This is a genomic window from Olivibacter sp. SA151 (assembly GCF_054130995.1).
This window is the reverse complement of the sequence record NZ_CP096391.1, coordinates 1,325,169-1,343,560: the sequence shown is the minus strand read 5'-3', so window position 1 is coordinate 1,343,560 and position 18,392 is coordinate 1,325,169. Positions and strand designations below refer to the sequence as shown.

The following is an 18,392-nucleotide window of genomic DNA, read 5'->3' as shown; positions in this document are numbered from 1 at the left end:
TAACAGCTAACCCCTAATCGTCCATACTCCTAGTCTAAGCTTTGCTCGAAACCATAAATAAAAGTTCTTATAAAAGGTAGCTCAATACATAGTGAATTTCTTGCTTTAGCTTGTTAATCATTGTTTGAATTTGCTGCAATGTTAAGTCGCCCGTTTCTATTTCATACGCAATTTTATGCATTGCGGAAAAGCCCAACATAAGTGCTGTAGCTCGAATTTTATGCGCAGTATGCTTTATTGCATTAATATCGGCCTGATTATAAAAGGAGTCTACCTCCACTATAGATTCTCGAAGCGCCTGTTTCGCGACTTCGATGATTTCAACAGCGTCTTCTATTTTTACATTTAATACTTTCGACAAACGCTCGCCAAGATTCGCGAGGTTTTCCGGCTTCTGCTCAACACACGTTATCAGTTGTTTTTGTTCCTCTGTCAGCCACCTTTCTACAATGCTTCGGAGGGTATCTTGCAAAACAGGTTTACTTAAATAGTCATTCATTCCGATAGCTAAACATTTTTCCTTTTCGCCGTTTAAAATACCGGCAGTTAAGGCAATAATGGGCACCTCCCTTCCTTCATTTAATGATCGTATGCCCGTGGTCAGATCAAAACCATTCATCTTAGGCATTTGCAAATCGGTGATGACAAGATGCGGTTTAAACTTTTTAAACAACTCCAAAGCTTTCTGCCCATCACCGGCCTCTAAAAGTTTTGCGTGCGGAATAATATTATTAAAATAAGACTTTAGCAAAAGCATGTTAGTTGAATTGTCTTCAACCAATAAAATGGTAACATCGCATAACAACTGGCTGTCCGACGCGGTGAAAGAAGACCTTTCAGCTTCCGAAGGCTGGTCAGTGTCTACCAAGGTCAACAACAAATCGAAATAGAAAGTACTACCGGTTCCGGTTTCACTTCTCAATTTCAGTTGGCTTCCCATTAAGGAAAGTATCCTGTTGGAGATGGTTAATCCTAGGCCAGTTCCACCAAATCGTTTAATAATGGATGAATTTTCCTGCACAAAGGCTTCAAATATTTTCTCACGGTTCTCTTCCGCTATTCCTATTCCCGTATCGGTAACGGAAAAACGGATAATCACTTCTTTCGCTGAAAGATGTTGTTCTACTTGAATATCCAAGTCAACACTTCCTCTTTCCGTAAATTTCAGTGCATTGCTCAATAGATTAAAGAGCACTTGACGCAACCGTTGACCATCGGACAAAACCAACGGGGGTAGCTCGGGAGATAATATCAGATTAAAGTCGAGTCCCTTTTTATTTGCTTGATATTTTAATATTTCAACAACCTGCTTTGCCAGCTTAATGAGATCGACCGATTCGAGCACTAAATCAAGCTTTCCCGACTCAATTTTAGAAAGGTCCAGGAGATCATTTATCAAATCGAGCAAAGATTGTCCGGACTGAAACACCGCTCGCATATATTCTTTTTGTGCTTCACCCAAAGGACTCTTTAATAACAAGTCGGTAAAGCCAATAATTGCATTCAATGGTGTTCGCATCTCATGGCTCATGTTAGCCAAAAATTCAGACTTAGCATTGTTTGCGATCTCCGCCTGCTCTTTGGCCGCCTTCAATGCCCTTTGCTGCTCTTTTTGTTGAGAAATATCCTGAACGATCGTAAGGATTTTCTTTTCTCCGTTTACGTCTGTAAATGCGACACCGGTAACAGAAACCCAAACCCGCTTTCCATCCTTTCGAAGATACTCCTTTTCATAGTTATCAAAGCGTCCGTTCTTGTGGAGTTGCTTAAGTTGTAGCTTATCTGCTTCGTGATAGGCTCTAGGTGTGATATCCGAAAAAGATAACCGAAGTAACTCGTCTCTCGTATATCCGGTAAACATCGGAATTGCCGGATTCACTTCCTGAAAAATACCGGTCTGATATTCAACAAGCGCAATTCCAATAGGACTATTATCGACAATGCTCTTAAATTTTGCATTTAACGCCCGCAGTTCCCTTTCTGCAATGAAATTTACCGTATCATCTCTACATAAAACGATGATCTTATCTCCTTCGAAGGGGACCACGCGTGCACGATAATACTTTTCCTGCTCATGCAAGATTAAGCTATAAGTAAATTCGACCAATGAATCAGTACGAATAGACTGTTCAATCTTTTCTTCGATTAATAGCCCCAGTTTTGCAGGAAAAATATCTTTAAAGTTTTTACCGAGAAACAGATTTGGTTTGGTATATAAATCCTTTTCATGCGATTTATAATCCAAAAATTCACCATCCCTACTTAAGACAAACAATAAATCCGGAATGCTGGTTATCAGTGAATGCGCATAACTTTCGCTCCGTCGCAAATTTTCTTGTAATTGCTTTTCTTTGGTGTTTTCCAAATGCGTACCATACATCCATAACGGAGCGCCCTTATCATCCCACGACAAGATCTTTCCCTGCACGAGCATCCAAACCGTATGTCCCGCTTTATGTATCATACGCATTTCGCACTGATAGATGTCCGTTTCTCCCGAAAAATACGACTCCATAGCATTCTTCGCCTTATCAAAATCCTCGGGATAAATAAAACGCTGAAAGGCACTCCCTGTTATTGGCTGCACCTCCATCAGCTCATACCCTAAAAACGCCGCCCATTGCTCATTAAATAAAATCTCGTCTGTCTGAACATTCCACTCCCAAGTACCTAGGTTAGCACCCTGCAAGACGTACTTCAAGCGTTGCCGCTCTTTTATCAGATTGTATTCTGTATTTTTTTGCTCATGAATATCTTGTATTAATCCATAGGCACCAATACATTGCCCTCCCTTGTACAGCGGAATTCCAATGAAGCGGATCCATCCTTCCAATCGACGGGATGAAAGAATGGAGAATACCTCATCCATACGTCCCTCTTGATCGCGATTTGATTGTTTGAGCTTCTCAAGAAGATATTGAAAACGTTCCTTCTCCTTTATTAGGCCACAAAACGCATTGACAGACAGTTCATTCTCTTTTAAACCAAAAATTTCTCCTGCAAATTTGCTCAAGTGAATACTATTTTCTCCGAAGTTGATGTCCCATTGACCAATCCGAGCGGCTTCATTTGATTTTTCCAGCATTCTCTTTGTACGATCAAGTGAGCTCAATAAATTTCTTTTCCAATGCTCGGCAATGACAGCAATAAAGAAAATACAGATGATCACTCCGACAGTAGATACAAATAAATGTATATCGCGCAAATGCGGTGCAATAAGATTTGGAAAAACATACTCACTTTGAGAAAGAAGCGTAAAAATAGTTAGAATGAAAAGGATTACACCGAACCACCAACGTGTATTTTTCCTATTTCCGAATAATAGTACAAATATCAAGGGAGGTAGGGCAAGCCAAGACGTGATTGGGGAGTTTAATCCGCCGGTAAAATACATTAACGGAACAAGCAGACAAAAAGTAATAATAAAAATCAAAAAATGAATTGCATACTGTATCCGAATCTTTCGTTTCCGTATTAACCATCTAAAGCAAGTGATAAACACTAAGAATACAGCCAAAAAACTGACCAGCAGCACGCTCCTCAATAAACTGAATATAACAAAGTAGGTCGTTGTCAGCAACATGCACAGATCCACCAAACCTGTCAGCATTTGCTCCTTGGAAAGAAAGATTTCCCGCAAACCTAAATTAGTTTTCAACTGCTCAAAAAAACCTTTCATAAATTGGCGCTGCAAATAATCCGTATGTTTTTCTATTAAAGATAATACAATTCATCACATTTTCATCGTGTCAAATTTATTTGATACTTTTTTGATTTCTGTTGTTTCTCTAGCTAGTACTTTCCTAGAGAAAAAGAATGGTTTACACCTATTTTTAGTTCGATGTTTAAAACGATCTAAAGACTAAGCCGATTGACTGTTATAAATTTGAGCTATACAACTGATGAATCATTTTATTTCTTGAGATAAAGCACGGCTATTCTGATTTTTTTTTAAACAAACGACATTTTAGAGAGAAAGATTACTAATTGTATCATTTTTTTTCTATCATTACAGCTTTCACAGAATTACTTAACCTTTACGCATAATAAAATGGAGGAAATTGCCAATTACATCAATAATATCATCTGGAGTGACGCTCTAATTGTACTGTGCTTGGGAGCTGGAATCTACTTTTCTTTCAGCACGCGGTTAGTCCAACTAAGATCGATCAAAGAAATGTTGCGTTTATTATTTGGCAGTAAATCTTCCGATCAAGGAGTTAGTTCATTTCAAGCTTTTGCCATTGCACTATCGGGGAGAGTTGGTACAGGTAATATTGCAGGTGTAGCTACAGCTATTGCCATGGGTGGTCCGGGAGCTATTTTTTGGATGTGGGCTATCGCTTTTTTAGGCTCTGCTTCTGCCTATATAGAAGCTACCCTCGGTCAACTTTACAAACGTGAAATCGATGGGCAATATCGCGGTGGCCCGGCCTACTATATTGAAAAGGGTTTGGGCATAAAATGGTATGCCATACTCTTCGCTATTGCTACCATTTTCAGCACAGCGCTTTTTCTTCCCGGTGTACAGAGCAACAGTATCGTCGTGAGTGCGTTCCACGCTTTTGAAATACCTCAATACCTTACCGGGTTGATTGTTGTATCGTTATTAGCACTCATTATATTCGGCGGCGTTAAACGCATTGGAAAAGTAGCTGAGTTCGTAGTACCTTTTATGGCAGGCGCATATATTTTAATGGCCGTAATTATTATAGCATTACATATCAAGCAGGTACCGGATATGTTTATGCTTATCATCCGTTCTGCATTCGGGACAGAGCAAGCTTTCAGCGGCATATTTGGCATGGCGGTTGCCTGGGGTGTAAAGCGAGGGATTTATTCCAACGAAGCTGGCCAAGGCACGGCTCCTCATGCTGCAGCAGCTGCTGAAACGAAGCACCCCGCTACACAAGGTTTGGTGCAAGCTTTTTCTGTGTATGTTGATACTTTGTTCGTTTGCACAGCTACAGCATTCATGATTCTCTTCACAGGAAAATACAATGTAAAGAGTCCGTCGGGAGGCTTCCTAGTCGAAAATCTACCAGGCGTTGAAGAAGGTCCTGCCTTTACACAACAGGCGATTAATGCCCACTTCCCGTCTATGGGTTCAGGATTTGTCGCTGTCTCTCTTTTGTTTTTTGCCTTCACAACGATCATGGCTTATTATTATATCGCTGAAACAAACCTCAGTTACCTGCTTAAAAGAACTGAAAAAAAATGGATGCTTATGCTATTGCGGGTCCTATTTTTAGCAGCAACCTACTACGGATCGATAAAAACTGCTAAATTGGCCTGGACTTTAGGCGATATCGGCGTAGGACTGATGGCTTGGTTAAATATTATAGCGATCCTTTTATTACGCAAACCTGCACTCAAATTGTTGAAAGATTACGAGGAGCAGCGGAAGAGAACGAAGGAACCCATATTTGACCCGGAGAAGCTGGGAATTGATCGTGTTGATTTTTGGATGTCGAGGAATCAGGGACATGAATCCAAATAGCAATTGTTACGAATAGCACTTGTTTTGTTCCTTAAGCGCTAGGATATGTATCTTTGCAACCTTCACTTATCGAACACAAACGGTATATCAATTAATGGAGCAAAAGCTATACACGCTAAATTTCTGGTTGCTTTGTTCAAGCTCACTTTTGTTTTCGGCGAGTTTCAACATGCTGATACCCGAACTACCATCGTACTTAAGCAGTATAGGAGGAGCAGAATATAAAGGATTAATTATAGCATTATTTACGTTAACGGCAGGGATTTCAAGACCCTTTAGTGGTAAACTCACTGATACAATAGGACGCGTGCCCGTTATGGCGGTAGGCTCAAGCGTTTGCTTTATATGTGGATTTCTTTACCCTATCTTGAGCAGTGTTTCCGGTTTTTTATTCCTACGCTTATTGCATGGCTTTTCCACGGGCTTTAAGCCAACCGCTACAGCAGCCTATGTAGCCGACATCGCTCCTTCTTCGCGATGGGGAGAGGCTCTTGGTATTCACGGGTTATTTTTTAGTACGGGTATGGCCATTGGTCCTGCTATCGGCAGCGCCATTACAGCGAGTTATTCAATAGACACGCTTTTTTACTGCTCCTCTCTCCTGGCCTTTCTTTCCATTGGCATCTTACTTAATTTGAAAGAGACATTAGCAAAAAAACAACGCTTCTCCTCGCAATCAATTAAGATCACAAAAAACGACATCATCGATTTACGTGTGTTTCCAGCAGCTTTTGTGACCTTGCTATCCTATTTTGCTTATGGCACTATACTTACGTTGATTCCGGACTGGAGCGAGTATATCGGCTTAAAAAATAAGGGGTTGTTCTTTATGGTCTTTACCGTTTCTTCTTTACTGATTCGCTTCGTAGCGGGAAAAACATCTGACAGATATGGCAGAACAACGATTATTACGATTGGCCTTATCGTTCTTATTATTTCCTTATCCATCATAGGTTCATTTCAATCGGTACCGGGCTTATTGATCGGTTCGTTTATCTACGGTATTGCAACCGGTTTGTTATCACCGGCAACCAATGCATGGACAGTGGATTTAAGCAACCCGGCTCATCGAGGAAAAGCCATGGCAACCATGTATATAGCGCTCGAAGTAGGGATTGGCATCGGAGCTCTCTGCTCCGGTTGGTTTTATCAAGATCGATTAACGATGATCCCTCGCTTAATCTTCTTAGCAGCGGGAATAGCCGGCCTTGCCTTGCTGTATCTAGTTAAACGGCGTTATAATCAAAGACAAGAGGCTCATTGATGGCCGGTCTTCAACCGAGCGTATGGTAAGCAAAAGATAATGTCATTGTACAATTCAATTTCGTAAATAGCACGCATTTTACCTAAGTTTGTTAAACAACAGCAGAAAAAATGGAGGATCAATTAAAATTTCCCGTCGGCACTTTTCAAAGGCCTGAAATCATTAGTAAAGAACAGATAGCTGATTATATAGACATCATTGAAACTTTTCCGGAACGGCTTGCCGCAGAAGTAATGCAATTGAGTAATGAGCAATTAGACACCCCTTATCGACCAGGGGGATGGACCATAAGACAAGTGGTCCATCATTGCGCTGATAGCCATGTAAACAGCTTCGTGCGCTTTAAACTAAGCCTAACGGAGGATACGCCTGTCATCAAGCCTTATTATGAAGACCGTTGGGCCGAATTAGCGGACGCAAAAAGTCTGGCAATCGAACCTTCTCTGCTTTTATTAAAAGGATTACATAAGCGATGGGTGGTATTATTAAAATCGTTAAAGGCAGACGATCTGAAGCGAACTTTTATCCATCCCCAAAGTGGCAGAACATATGCCTTAGACGAAAACATCGGACTTTATGCATGGCATTGCAACCATCATTTAGCGCATATAACAACCCTTAAGAGCAGAAGAGGCTGGTAGCGTTCACACCGTAGCCAAGAGACGCTCATGGATTAAAAGAAAAATTGTTTCAACATGAAAATATTCCAACAAGAAATACAGATTCCTCGTAAAAGGCGTGGTTTTCATCTTATTACGCCATCGATTATAGAGGCAGTTCCAGGCATTCGGGAATTTCGATCAGGAATGTGCCAGGTATTTATACAGCACACGTCGGCCTCGCTAACTATCAATGAAAATGCTGACCCAACGGTTAGAGGTGATTTTGAAACTTTTTTCAATAAAACCGTACCGGAAAATGATCCGGATTATATGCACGATTATGAAGGCCCGGACGACATGCCGGCGCACTTAAAGGCCTCTATATTGGGCAGTTCAATTTTAATACCAATTCGTCAGGGCGAGTTGGCCCTAGGGACCTGGCAAGGGATTTATTTATGCGAACATCGTGACCACGCAACACCGAGAAACTTAATTATTACCGTCTGGGGTGAATAGTTTATGCGTCTCTCCGTCGATAAAAACGGTTCCTTCTCCCTCAAATTCCACGGCCCGCTCTGCCTCTTTCTCACCCAAGTAATAGGTATTGTTACTCAGGGTTAAATCTTTCGGATTGGTCGATATCAAGGTCGATGTCGAACGATTGGAAGTATCAGAAGCAAGAGTATTTTTGATAATTTTCAACTGCTGGGAACCAGCGTCTTTGATGCACACGGTTGAGGAACGTATTTTATTCGCTTCAATAACAACATTCATGGCCTCATTATGCACATACAAAGCGTCACTTTTATTGGCAGATATTTCGTTGCCGGATAAAACGGCTCCATTAACTTTCCATAAAGAAATACCTCCTCTAGGAGAACTACTTGATAAAACATTATCTTTAAATATGAGTTGACCACTCATATTTACATTGATATTACCTTTTAGATCGTTCGCTAAAAAGACTAAACTATCAACCATAATTCCGTTTGGTATTGCTAAATAGCGAATATTATTGGAATCAAGCATCAATTTTTTAGCTTTCAAATCAGACAATAACCGTAAGCCGGCAAAGGTATTTTTATATAAATGGATTTGCCCTTGGCTTCCTACGATTTCAGCAAAATTATCGGCATTGTTGTTAATCACCTGAACCGCATCACAGTCCCGAAGATAAACAGCTGGCCGATTACTCCGATTCGATTTATTATTTCGGACCATGATATTTTTGAGCCCCACCAATGTAGCGATACCAGAACCGTCCCGTGTCTTTTCACCTTTTACCCATCCATTATCATAACTCGTGTTGCCTTCTATAAGGGCCGCTAAATTTATTTGCCTCGATATATCCGGATTATTAATATCGATTGCATCAGCTGCATTAGCAAAAATCAAATTGTTTGTAATTTGATACGTATTTTCAAGTCCAACGCTTCCAAAGGCTACCTGAATACCACTCATTCCGTTATGGCTGATCTTATTCCGATTAAGGGTAATGTTCGCACAGCTGTGCAGAAAGACGCCATTCTCGCCATTGTGATGAATACGATTTTCATTGATGGTTACATCGCTACACGTTTGAAGGCGAATGCCGGTACCCCGTTGGTAATAATTGGGACTTTTTCTCGGCATTCCATAATAAGCCAATTCGGCATTTTCTATATTGATATTTTTACTGCGAAACAAATAAATACCGGAAAAAGAATAAAGTTTTGTGGAATCGCCAAAAGCGACCACGTCTTGAATCGTTATGTTCTCAGCATTATCCAAACGAACGGCCTCTCCATAAGTAAATGCGTTGAAGCGAAGGGACAAGCCTTTTACCTTATTACCGTAAAAGAGCGGATGCTCCGAATACTGTTTCCCCATGGTAAAGTTTTCTGCGCTATCTGGCTTGATCTGTTTCAAAGTGCCCAGGGTGTGGACACTAACACCACTTTTCAGCTGCAAAGAACGTACATGGTAAATTCGCTTCGCCAACTTTATGGTATCTCCAGGTTTCGCTTTATCTATTAACGATTGTATAAATCTTGTATCATCATCTTCTATTTTTGTTCTTTTTGTCTGTACACTTTTCGTTTTTTTCTTTTCTTGACCTAAACCCGTATGAAAGTTTAACACCATTGATAAAAAAAACAGCGTTACGGCTAATAATCTATTCATGAATTCGCTTTTTATGTAAGTATCTTATCGTGAACGCAATATACTATTATTTTCTATAACTGAGTAATGTAATTATTATTTTAATTTCATACGAAAAAGATTAAACAATGACATTAGCACTACATTTCTAATGGTTTTTTAATACATGCTATCCTTATGCCTAAGCACAGAGGCTACTTCGTTACACGGTTTTGGATTCACAAGCCCGAACGGCTCTAAAAACCTCATTGTCTAAGGCAGGCAGATAAAAAAATGGATTCTGGTCAACAAGTGAGTAAAATATTGACCAAAACATCAATATACCGCAATCCGATGCGTTCGTTGTTTATATGGAATCTTTTCCTTGCTCGCACTTCTTTGAAAACCAATACTTTTTGAGACTTTGACGGGCATGTGGCAATCAATACAGTTATCTTTGGCAAGATGTAACGCCTTTTCATCCAATGACGGATGCTTTATCTTTTGATGGCATTGCAAGCAAGTCTGCGAATAGACAGCCAGGTCAGGGCTTAGGTTAGTGTGTGTCTGATGGCAACTACCACAATCCATATTGCTAAGTTTATAACATTTGCTGGCCATTAACAATTGCTTTTGTTTACCATGAACATCTGGATCTTCGCCGGTATAACTCGTATACTCCGGTAAATTGTTAATCGTATCTCCGGGCTTAAAGAAAAAGGTCGAGTTCAACATTTTCAAATTAGTACCCGAATGGCAAACACCACACATATCGACTTTTTGTGAACGGGATAGTTCTTGATATTTGACCATATATTTAGCTTCCTTCTCGTTGGGATGTTCTTGGTGGAATTGCACATGTTCTGCGGCCGGCCCATGGCAACGTTGACAATCGATCCCCGCAATCAATGAATTTTTAAGAAACTCTTCTTCCTGTTGAAAGTTCGCAGAAGCGATAATTTTAGACTGCACAAAGGAGCTATGACACTCCAAGCATCGCGTAATAATAGCCCTACCAAAATATATCTGCTCGGCGGGAAATCCCGGGCTGTTAACCCATTTATGTTCGGGAACGAGGTAATTCAAGGGCATTTGCATCAACCTATTCCCGTACCAAAATGCAAATGTATAGGCGCTTTTGCCCGCACCAAAGACCATGGCTGTTCGCTCTTCTTTCACGTTTTCTCCATTTACGTAAGCTACTTGATATAAACCGTCTGCTCGCTTCTCAACACCTACCTTGGTCTTCTCGTTAAACACGTATACGTTCTCCTCTAGTCCCATGCTATCTGTAGCAGAGGGCGTGTGTAATTCTTTACTGGTATTGAAATGTGCATTATGAAGATAGTTTTGAGCGATATCATTATGACATTGCACACAGCTCGTACGATTGGCATATTGTTTACCACGTACATCACCCGATTCCTGCTCTGTACATTGCACTATGGCAATTAATAGAGACACGCCCAAAAAGAGAATGGCAATAAGCTGTTTGCGGTTCAATTGGCCTGTTAGCATGTTGTTTAGTTTTTATTCCGATGGATTCATCGCTTTGCATTTGCTCGAAACGCTTGGGAAGATACGGATTTCATGGCATATACTGCAAGTCCGGTTTTTGTGATAGCAAGGAAAAACAGAAGCAAGCTGTCAAATAGTCCGATAGTTAGTTCCTAATAACCAATGGAAAACGTATTTTTGCAATCAACAGTAAAGGTTTAATTTTGACATTTTGTATTCTAAAGAAGAAGCCTCTAAATTAAAACAGTCTTTTTGGACCACCTTTGGGCAATACATGGCTTCCGTACCCTCGTCGGAAGGAATGAAGATAAATTGGATCAACTACAAAACGGGTTTTAAGCATCTATATTTTAAAATGGATGCTGGCAAAAAAGAAGCTTATATCGCTATTGAAATCAACCATCCGGATATGGGAATACAGGAACTGTTCTTTGAGCAGTTTAAGGAATTCAAAAAGATACTGGAAGGATACTTGAATGAAACTTGGTCCTGGAAATTGCATACGGAAGACGAGCACGGAAAAATCATAAGCAGAATATACTGCCAAATTGATCCTGTGAGCGTATTTAACCAAGCAGATTGGCCAACCTTGATTTCATTTTTTAAACCGAGAATCATCGCGCTGGACGAGTTTTGGAATATGGTTAAGGATAGTTTTGAGGCACTGAAATAAAATCCCTCGCATGTCTCCTTTAAGCCGTATGTCTACGAAATTCACATAACATAAAGGTTACATTTTAGCTTTTCACATTTGTCTCACAAAAGCTTATCTTTCGAATCGAATTCGCATTGATACCTGGTTGACACTAAATGGTATCAGCTTACTGATAAACTAATACAATAAAAATAGAGTACAGAACCTTTTATGTGTATTTGTTATTAAACGCACAGGAAGGTCTAACCGATTAAAAAACATGAATTCAAAAGACGTTTCAAGAAGGTTATTTCTCAGGAAGGCAATGATGTTATCTGCCGCCGCTGCCGTTGCGCCTACTATCTTACACGCCAATTCTTTCGCCCCAATAAAACGCGCCAGGGCGAGCGAAAGGGTAAATCTAGCCTGTTGCGGCATAGGCAATCGGGGTGGCGAGATCATTCAAGCACTTTATAGCACCGGTTTAGCAAACATAGTTGCACTATGCGACGTTGATATGGGCGCTCCCCATACGCTAAAAACCTTACAACAATTTCCGGACGTGCCGCGCTTCAAGGACTTCCGTGAAATGTTCGATAAAATGGGAGGCCAAATTGAAGCGGTTTCCGTGGGCGTACCCGATTTTTCGCATTTCCCAATATGCATGGAGGCGATGGCTCGCGGTATTCATGTATACGTAGAAAAGCCAATGGCAAGAACATTCAATGAATGCGAGTTACTGATGAAAGCTGCGGATAAATACCCTAAAATAGTAACACAAATGGGCAACCAAGGCCATTCTGAAGCAAACTATTTCCAGTTTAAGGCTTGGGTTGAAGCCGGTATTATAAAAGATGTAACGGCAATCACAGCGCATATGAATTCTCCGCGCCGTTGGCATGGCTGGGACACGAATATCAGTGCACTGCCGTCTGCCGAACCTATTCCGGAAACGCTAGACTGGGATAAATGGCTTACCACTAGACCTTTTCACAACTACAATCATGATTATGTAAATGGACAGTGGCGTTGCTGGTATGATTTTGGCCTTGGAGCGCTGGGGGACTGGGGGGCACACATTCTGGATACAGCGCACCAGTTTCTAAACCTAGGGCTACCTGAAGAAGTAAACGCCATTAAACTCGAAGGCCATAATGATTTCTTTTTTCCGCAAGCATCAACACTATCTTTCAAATTTCCGAAGCGGAAGAAAATGCCTGCGCTAGAGATTACTTGGTACGATGGTGTAAACAATTTACCTCCCATTCCGGAGGGATACGGTGTTTCGGGATTGGATCCGAATATCCCACCGCCAAGTACAGGAAAAATCGAACCCGCCAAGCTTAATCCCGGTAAAATTATCTATAGTAAGGAACTGACCTTTAAGGGAGGTTCGCACGGGAGCACCTTATCCATTATTCCGGAAGAAAAAGCGAAAGAAATGGCGTCAAAATTACCGGAAGTCCCCATCAGCCCGTCAAACCATTTCAAGAACTTTTTACTGGCCTGTAAAGGGGAAGAACAAACTCGTTCGCCATTCCATATTGCGGGCCCACTAAGTCAAGTACTTTGTTTAGGTGTATTAGCACAACAGCTAAACACGAAATTATTGTTTGATCGTGACAAAAAGGTGATAACCAATAACAAAACCGCGAACGAGCTACTTGTAGGGCCGCCGCCAAGAAAAGGCTGGGAGGATTATTACAAAGTGTAAATTTATGTAGAGGGTGTCTGAGAATTGTTACATATACGAACATAGAAGACACCCTCCCTTCATATATTACTTTTTTGGAAAGGTGCTTGCGCCCTTCACTTCTTCTATCTGTTCAGTGTGTCTTAAACTATGCCCCGCTATATACAAAAGCATCCGGTATGCATCGGCGTATTCTTTGGCGGGTGTAATGGTTAGGTGATTTCGTAAGTCGTCAAGTGGCGTATTCTTAATAAAGTCTAATGTAATTGCACGTTGTTTCTTGAAATCGTCCAACACTTTGGGCAATTGATAGGATTGTTTGTCGGGCTGTAAAGGTTCAGGTGCTTTAAATTTCTGCGTTCTATTCTGCATCATACCAATCACATCACTATCCGTGCCCTTTAATGCTGTACGTTTTTCAGGATTGGCCGGCTGCTTCATCAAATCCTGCACCATACCTAAAAGCATATGTTCTGTTTTGGTAATGTGTTCAAGGCATTGCCCTATAGACCAGCTAGCGGTATCTGCTTTGAAGTTTACTTGTTGTTCGCTTAACCCGGCGACGTCATTAAACAAGCGAGTTTCCGACTGTTTAAAAACAGCCAGCAACGAATCTTTCGCGTTATCCGTTGCTTTTGCCGCCTCTAAGACAAACAGTAAAAAGGCGATCAAAATAATTGATTTTTTCATTGGAGTAATTTGTTTTATGATGTTTAAACTTCCCTACCTACTATCGGTAAATAGGTGCTCTCTATTCTTCTCCCCTGTGCGTTGACTCAGATTTATAAGTATATTGTATGGTTTTTAATTTGGCATCTGAGCGTTACTTTAGATCAAAACAGAATAAATAATTCCCACCTCGCGTTTGACCGCCGAAATAACACTTTAATAAGTCAAAGTTATGCAGAATTCATTAAATAACGGAGGTGAAAAACGACAAAATCAGGGTGTGGAATAGACGAATAAGCATATTGCACAAAATAACACAAAGTGGTTGATTGCGACAATATTACCGTTTATATTTGCGTTATTAAGCAAAAACCAATTAGAAAACAAACAATCTTAGGTCATGAAACACATATCGATCCTGATTCCCGAAGGACACACCAGTATCACTAACATTGAAGGCACGCACCAGATTTTCTCAGAAGTAAACGAATGCTTTGTTCGAGTTGGTAGACCCCCTCTTTTCGACATTAAACTTGTTGGGATTAACCCGAATGCCAGCCAACGAAACGGTGTGTATACGATTAAACCGGATCATCTTATAGGAGAGGTAAGCAAAACAGACCTGATCATTATTCCCGCTATGCTGGGTGATCTGGAAAATGCGCTCAAGCTTAATGCGGCCTTTATTCCCTGGGTTGTCAAACAGTACATGCAAGGTGCCGAATTAGCTAGTTTTTGCGTCGGCGCTTTCTTTTTGGCCGCAACGGGTCTATTAGACGGCAAACAATGCGCAACACATTGGCGATTTGCCAACCAGTTTAGACAGCAATATCCGAACGCAAGGCTCGTTGACGATAAAATTATGACCGAAGATCGTGGAATCTATACAAGCGGTGGCGCTTATTCTTATACTAACCTACTCTTATATTTAGTAGAGAAACATGCTGGAAGAGAAATTGCTGTACTGATTGCCAAAACGTTTATGATCGACATTGATCGATATAGTCAATCACCTTTCATTATGTTTAAAGGGCAGAAGGAACATGAAGACGATCTGATTATTAAAGCCCAGGAGTTTATCGAAAAAAATTTCCAGGAAAAAATAACTGTTGATCAACTGGCAGACATGCTTGCTCTCGGACGTAGAAGCTTGGAAAGACGGTTTAAGAAAGCAACCAGCAATACAGTAACAGAATATATACAGCGGGTAAAAATGGAAGCTGCAAAAAAAGAATTGGAAACAAGTAGAAAAACGGTAAGTGAGTTGATGTACGAAATTGGTTATTCCGACACAAAAGCTTTCCGTTCGACCTTTAAAAAAATCACCGGTTTGTCTCCGATTGAATACCGTAATAAATATAACAAGGAATCTATTGTTCTTTCTTAACGAACCAACGTTCGCTAGAAGCAATAGCGTCACCAGCGATTAAGTAGAATGGAGAAGAAATATAAAACGCTGAAACCCTATAAAACACCCTACTCAAACCCGATTACACTGGTAAAAGGAGAAATCGTACGACTAGGAAAAGAGGAAACTGAAGAAAAGTGGAGAGGATGGATCTGGGCAGAGAATGATAGTAATAAAGGGTGGATACCTCGTCAGATCGTTGCTTTTTCAGAAGATAAAAGAAGTGGTTGCCTGTTGGAGAATTATTCTGCCAAAGAACTAACTATTAATGCGGACGAGCAAATCATGATCCTACGATCTTTAAATGGTTGGAGTTGGGTGCAAAATATAACAACTCATGAAGAGGGCTGGATTCCTGATGAGATAATCGGTCAAAGTGAATAACCCAACAATGTCAAAACATATGCTCCGCCATTCTTCCTTACAATGAGTTCCTACCTTCTAGCCTCCTCCTCGTTACGCCATATCTTCTTCGAAAAAATAAACCACCAGCATAACCGCTTTATAAGATCCGATGTTTTTGGGGGTATGGGGAATCCTACCGTCGAATAATAGCGAATCTCCTGCACTCAAAAGGATACTTTCCTGTTCGAATTTATATTCGATTTCGCCGGATAAGATATACTTATATTCAAAAGCCAGTGTTTCTACCATTGGTCTTGAAGCATTGGGCTCTAGTTCCAGTAAAACAATATCAACCGTTGAGTTTTTAATATTTCTGGTGAAAATGCGGTGATAGTGAAACCCGATCGCTTCCTCTTTTTCAAAATGGCTATACTCGTCCTTTTTCTTTATCAGAATTGTCTTATTGTTTTTGTTGACACCGATATCCTTAAAAAAAATGTTCAAATCAACATCCAAAGATTTGATGATTTCAATCAACACCATCAAGGAAGGGATGACGCGGTTATTTTCTATTTGCGATATCAGTCCTTTACTTACCGAAGCTCTGTCAGCTAGTTCCTGAACGGTAATTCCTTTATTCTTACGTCGTTCTTTGATTTGATTGCCTATTTGTATTAAAATATCGTCCTTCATTTAGACAGCTTGTTATACTTGATGATGTAATGACTACAAATATATCAGAGCTTCCTGTCTATAACAAATGACAATAAACTATTTAGACTAAAATATTTTTAGCAGATCACCGATTATGTATAGCCGTATTGTGTTGCTTCCGAGCAGTCCAAGCACCGGTACTCCAGAGAGGCCATATAATAAGCAGCGGATGTAGGCAAAGACGTAATAACCGTAAAAAATCACTGTTTAAACAAAAGCGTCCGCATGGGTTAAATACTGCTGAAGGTTCCCCGGAAAAATTAGCAGGAAAAACAAAGCGGTTAACCATCCTATCGGCACTTGTTTTGACACCCAGAACAGCAATGCAATACCAAGCAAAATCTCCACTGCGCCCGATAAATTGACGACTAAACCAGGATCTAATGGTAGCCAGGAAGGTACTTGTGCACGGAATGGAATATGTAACCAAGTGAGGTGTCCGGTACCTGTAAATAACAAAAGCAATCCTAATAACACCCTGAAAAGACGCTGTGTTTTAGTTGTTGAGATCATAATTTAAGAAGGTAAAGGTGAAAAAACAGGTGCATAGCTGTTACGCAACCTCAAGACAAATATAAATATTTAGTTGATTATCAACAAGAAATGCCATATAATTCAAAAAAAAATGCTATGCAACGAATCCACTTCAATCCAATTGGCTTTATGTATAGGATCAGTGATTGGTGGCTGTTCCGGAAGAAAACATCCTTTTAGCGACCGTAAAAATTCCCACTGCGATTAAGCCTACTGCTAACCCAATTACAAATTCTTTGAGAATGGATGGTATGTTCGGCAAAATATGGTGCAAATATTCAATATTGTGAACAAAGATACCACCTGAAACCAATATAAGGGCGATTGTACCAATCACACTCAAGAACTTGATAACCAAGGGAAGCGACTTAACCAATAAGTGCCCAAGCGTCGACCATAATCCCTTATCATTGGAATACTTGATTAACCTGTACCCCGTGTCATCCATCCTAACAATGAGCGCAACGATGCCATAAACTCCTATGGTTGCCAAAAGAGCTACAACCGAAACGGTTAAAATTTGGATGGTTAGACTTCTATCTAAAACAGCACCTAATGCTATAATTACAATCTCTATTGAAAGAATGAAATCGGTAGTGATGGCGGATTTAATTTTTGCTTTTTCAACATCTCCATTTTTTTCTTCACGTTCTTCAATTACCTCATGTCCTGGTTTCTTTCGATGAAAAAAGTACTCAACTATTTTTTCAGCACCTTCAAATGCTAAATAAATGCCGCCCAACACCAGGAATACTTTTATCGCAATGGGAAAAAACACATTTAAGGTCAATGCAATTGGAACAATAATGAGCTTGTTGATCAAAGAACCTTTCGTAATAGCCCACAGCACCGGTAATTCACGTGTTGAAAGAAAGCCCGTTGCTTTTTCGGCATTGACCGCTAAATCGTCGCCCAATATACCGGCTGTTTTACGCGTTGCTATTTTACTGGTTACCGCAACATCGTCCATTAATGAAGCTATATCATCTAAAATCGCAAAAAAACCTGATGCCATATGTGTTTGTCTATAAAGCTATAAAAATATAAATTAAATTCAATTCTTGGTTAACCAATATTAGGCGCGAGCTATAACTTGCCTCGTCTCGCCCATACGCCGAGGATCTTTTCGGACAACCATTCATCATAATGAAAATATGGCGCTCTATTACCTTTAAAAACAAACACCTTTTAATTCTTTCAATTAGAAGAAACAACAAAAAAGGGAAAGATTCGTTTTGAATCTTTCCCTTGTAGCCCGTAGGGGAATCGAACCCCTGTTTCAAGAATGAAAATCTTGCGTCCTAACCCCTAGACGAACGGGCCATCATTGCTTTCTCCGTTTCGGGACTGCAAAAATACATCTAAGATTTATAATTCAAAAAAAAATTTA

Annotated in this window: 15 protein-coding genes and 1 tRNA gene; 8 read left to right on the top strand and 8 right to left on the bottom strand. The window is 40.3% G+C overall.

Annotation, left to right across the window (positions count from 1 at the left end; translation table 11 throughout):
• Positions 1–67: 67 nt before the first annotated feature.
• Positions 68–3,679: a PAS domain-containing hybrid sensor histidine kinase/response regulator gene (locus M1D52_RS05165; protein ID WP_437394436.1), complete on the bottom strand. Its 3,612-nt coding sequence runs from the start codon at positions 3,677–3,679 to the stop codon at positions 68–70.
• Between the two features lie 372 nt (positions 3,680–4,051).
• Between M1D52_RS05165 and M1D52_RS05160 the strand changes: the two genes are divergently transcribed.
• The 4 genes from M1D52_RS05160 (at position 4,052) to M1D52_RS05145 (ending at position 7,882) form a co-directional block, all read left to right on the top strand.
• Entirely contained in the window at positions 4,052–5,500 is a 1,449-nt protein-coding gene (locus M1D52_RS05160) for an alanine/glycine:cation symporter family protein (RefSeq protein ID WP_437394437.1), read from the top strand.
• 94 nt (positions 5,501–5,594) lie between these two features.
• Positions 5,595–6,764: an MFS transporter gene (locus M1D52_RS05155; protein ID WP_130857987.1), complete on the top strand. Its 1,170-nt coding sequence runs from the start codon at positions 5,595–5,597 to the stop codon at positions 6,762–6,764.
• Between the two features lie 110 nt (positions 6,765–6,874).
• Positions 6,875–7,405, top strand: a complete 531-nt coding sequence (locus M1D52_RS05150) for a YfiT family bacillithiol transferase (protein WP_130857986.1) — start codon at positions 6,875–6,877, stop codon at positions 7,403–7,405.
• Between the two features lie 54 nt (positions 7,406–7,459).
• Positions 7,460–7,882, top strand: a complete 423-nt coding sequence (locus M1D52_RS05145) for a secondary thiamine-phosphate synthase enzyme YjbQ (RefSeq protein ID WP_130857985.1) — start codon at positions 7,460–7,462, stop codon at positions 7,880–7,882.
• Here the strand turns inward: M1D52_RS05145 and M1D52_RS05140 are convergent.
• Both M1D52_RS05140 and M1D52_RS05135 read right to left on the bottom strand, forming a co-directional pair.
• A complete protein-coding gene (locus tag M1D52_RS05140) occupies positions 7,856–9,529 on the bottom strand; it encodes a right-handed parallel beta-helix repeat-containing protein (RefSeq protein WP_013663524.1) in 1,674 nt (557 codons plus the stop codon). The two genes, M1D52_RS05145 and M1D52_RS05140, sit on opposite strands and share 27 nt — an antisense overlap.
• A 294-nt stretch (positions 9,530–9,823) precedes the next feature.
• Positions 9,824–11,005, bottom strand: a complete 1,182-nt coding sequence (locus M1D52_RS05135; RefSeq protein ID WP_437394439.1) for a cytochrome c3 family protein — start codon at positions 11,003–11,005, stop codon at positions 9,824–9,826.
• A gap of 211 nt (positions 11,006–11,216) precedes the next feature.
• On the opposite strand from M1D52_RS05135, the gene M1D52_RS05130 reads away from it, so the two are divergent.
• Together M1D52_RS05130 and M1D52_RS05125 are read left to right on the top strand one after the other, a co-directional pair.
• Positions 11,217–11,678, top strand: coding sequence for a DUF4268 domain-containing protein (locus tag M1D52_RS05130; protein ID WP_013663526.1), 462 nt, complete (start codon positions 11,217–11,219; stop codon positions 11,676–11,678).
• 241 nt (positions 11,679–11,919) lie between these two features.
• Positions 11,920–13,353: a Gfo/Idh/MocA family oxidoreductase gene (locus M1D52_RS05125; protein WP_437394441.1), complete on the top strand. Its 1,434-nt coding sequence runs from the start codon at positions 11,920–11,922 to the stop codon at positions 13,351–13,353.
• A gap of 66 nt (positions 13,354–13,419) precedes the next feature.
• On the opposite strand, the gene M1D52_RS05120 is transcribed toward M1D52_RS05125, so the two are convergent.
• Positions 13,420–14,022 carry a DinB family protein gene (locus M1D52_RS05120; RefSeq protein ID WP_437394442.1) on the bottom strand — a complete coding sequence of 201 codons (603 nt, stop codon included), beginning with the start codon at positions 14,020–14,022 and terminating at the stop codon, positions 13,420–13,422.
• A 379-nt stretch (positions 14,023–14,401) separates the two neighbouring features.
• Between M1D52_RS05120 and M1D52_RS05115 the strand changes: the two genes are divergently transcribed.
• Both M1D52_RS05115 and M1D52_RS05110 read left to right on the top strand, forming a co-directional pair.
• Entirely contained in the window at positions 14,402–15,388 is a 987-nt protein-coding gene (locus tag M1D52_RS05115) for a GlxA family transcriptional regulator (protein ID WP_130857980.1), read from the top strand.
• 48 nt (positions 15,389–15,436) lie between these two features.
• Positions 15,437–15,793: an SH3 domain-containing protein gene (locus M1D52_RS05110; protein ID WP_013663530.1), complete on the top strand. Its 357-nt coding sequence runs from the start codon at positions 15,437–15,439 to the stop codon at positions 15,791–15,793.
• 72 nt (positions 15,794–15,865) lie between these two features.
• Here M1D52_RS05110 and M1D52_RS05105 read toward each other — a convergent pair whose 3' ends face one another.
• The 4 genes from M1D52_RS05105 to M1D52_RS05090 form a co-directional block, all read right to left on the bottom strand.
• Complete coding sequence (locus M1D52_RS05105; RefSeq protein WP_437365452.1) at positions 15,866–16,447, bottom strand: helix-turn-helix domain-containing protein; 582 nt, start codon at positions 16,445–16,447, stop codon at positions 15,866–15,868.
• Between the two features lie 228 nt (positions 16,448–16,675).
• A complete protein-coding gene (locus M1D52_RS05100; RefSeq protein WP_437394444.1) occupies positions 16,676–16,981 on the bottom strand; it encodes a DoxX family protein in 306 nt (101 codons plus the stop codon).
• A 160-nt stretch (positions 16,982–17,141) separates the two neighbouring features.
• Positions 17,142–18,017, bottom strand: coding sequence for a DUF808 domain-containing protein (locus tag M1D52_RS05095; protein ID WP_130857977.1), 876 nt, complete (start codon positions 18,015–18,017; stop codon positions 17,142–17,144).
• A 236-nt stretch (positions 18,018–18,253) separates the two neighbouring features.
• Positions 18,254–18,325 (bottom strand) — tRNA-Glu (locus tag M1D52_RS05090).
• Positions 18,326–18,392 lie beyond the last annotated feature (67 nt).

Bases quoted from the DNA above. Each gene is read 5' to 3' on its own strand.
- M1D52_RS05165 (WP_437394436.1), bottom strand. From the start codon at position 3,679: ATGAAAGGTTTTTTTGAGCAGTTGAAAACTAATTTAGGTTTGCGGGAA.
- M1D52_RS05160 (WP_437394437.1), top strand. From the start codon at position 4,052: ATGGAGGAAATTGCCAATTACATCAATAATATCATCTGGAGTGACGCT.
- M1D52_RS05155 (WP_130857987.1), top strand. From the start codon at position 5,595: ATGGAGCAAAAGCTATACACGCTAAATTTCTGGTTGCTTTGTTCAAGC.
- M1D52_RS05150 (WP_130857986.1), top strand. From the start codon at position 6,875: ATGGAGGATCAATTAAAATTTCCCGTCGGCACTTTTCAAAGGCCTGAA.
- M1D52_RS05145 (WP_130857985.1), top strand. From the start codon at position 7,460: ATGAAAATATTCCAACAAGAAATACAGATTCCTCGTAAAAGGCGTGGT.
- M1D52_RS05140 (WP_013663524.1), bottom strand. From the start codon at position 9,529: ATGAATAGATTATTAGCCGTAACGCTGTTTTTTTTATCAATGGTGTTA.
- M1D52_RS05135 (WP_437394439.1), bottom strand. From the start codon at position 11,005: ATGCTAACAGGCCAATTGAACCGCAAACAGCTTATTGCCATTCTCTTT.
- M1D52_RS05125 (WP_437394441.1), top strand. From the start codon at position 11,920: ATGAATTCAAAAGACGTTTCAAGAAGGTTATTTCTCAGGAAGGCAATG.
- M1D52_RS05120 (WP_437394442.1), bottom strand. From the start codon at position 14,022: ATGAAAAAATCAATTATTTTGATCGCCTTTTTACTGTTTGTCTTAGAG.
- M1D52_RS05115 (WP_130857980.1), top strand. From the start codon at position 14,402: ATGAAACACATATCGATCCTGATTCCCGAAGGACACACCAGTATCACT.
- M1D52_RS05110 (WP_013663530.1), top strand. From the start codon at position 15,437: ATGGAGAAGAAATATAAAACGCTGAAACCCTATAAAACACCCTACTCA.
- M1D52_RS05105 (WP_437365452.1), bottom strand. From the start codon at position 16,447: ATGAAGGACGATATTTTAATACAAATAGGCAATCAAATCAAAGAACGA.
- M1D52_RS05100 (WP_437394444.1), bottom strand. From the start codon at position 16,981: ATGATCTCAACAACTAAAACACAGCGTCTTTTCAGGGTGTTATTAGGA.
- M1D52_RS05095 (WP_130857977.1), bottom strand. From the start codon at position 18,017: ATGGCATCAGGTTTTTTTGCGATTTTAGATGATATAGCTTCATTAATG.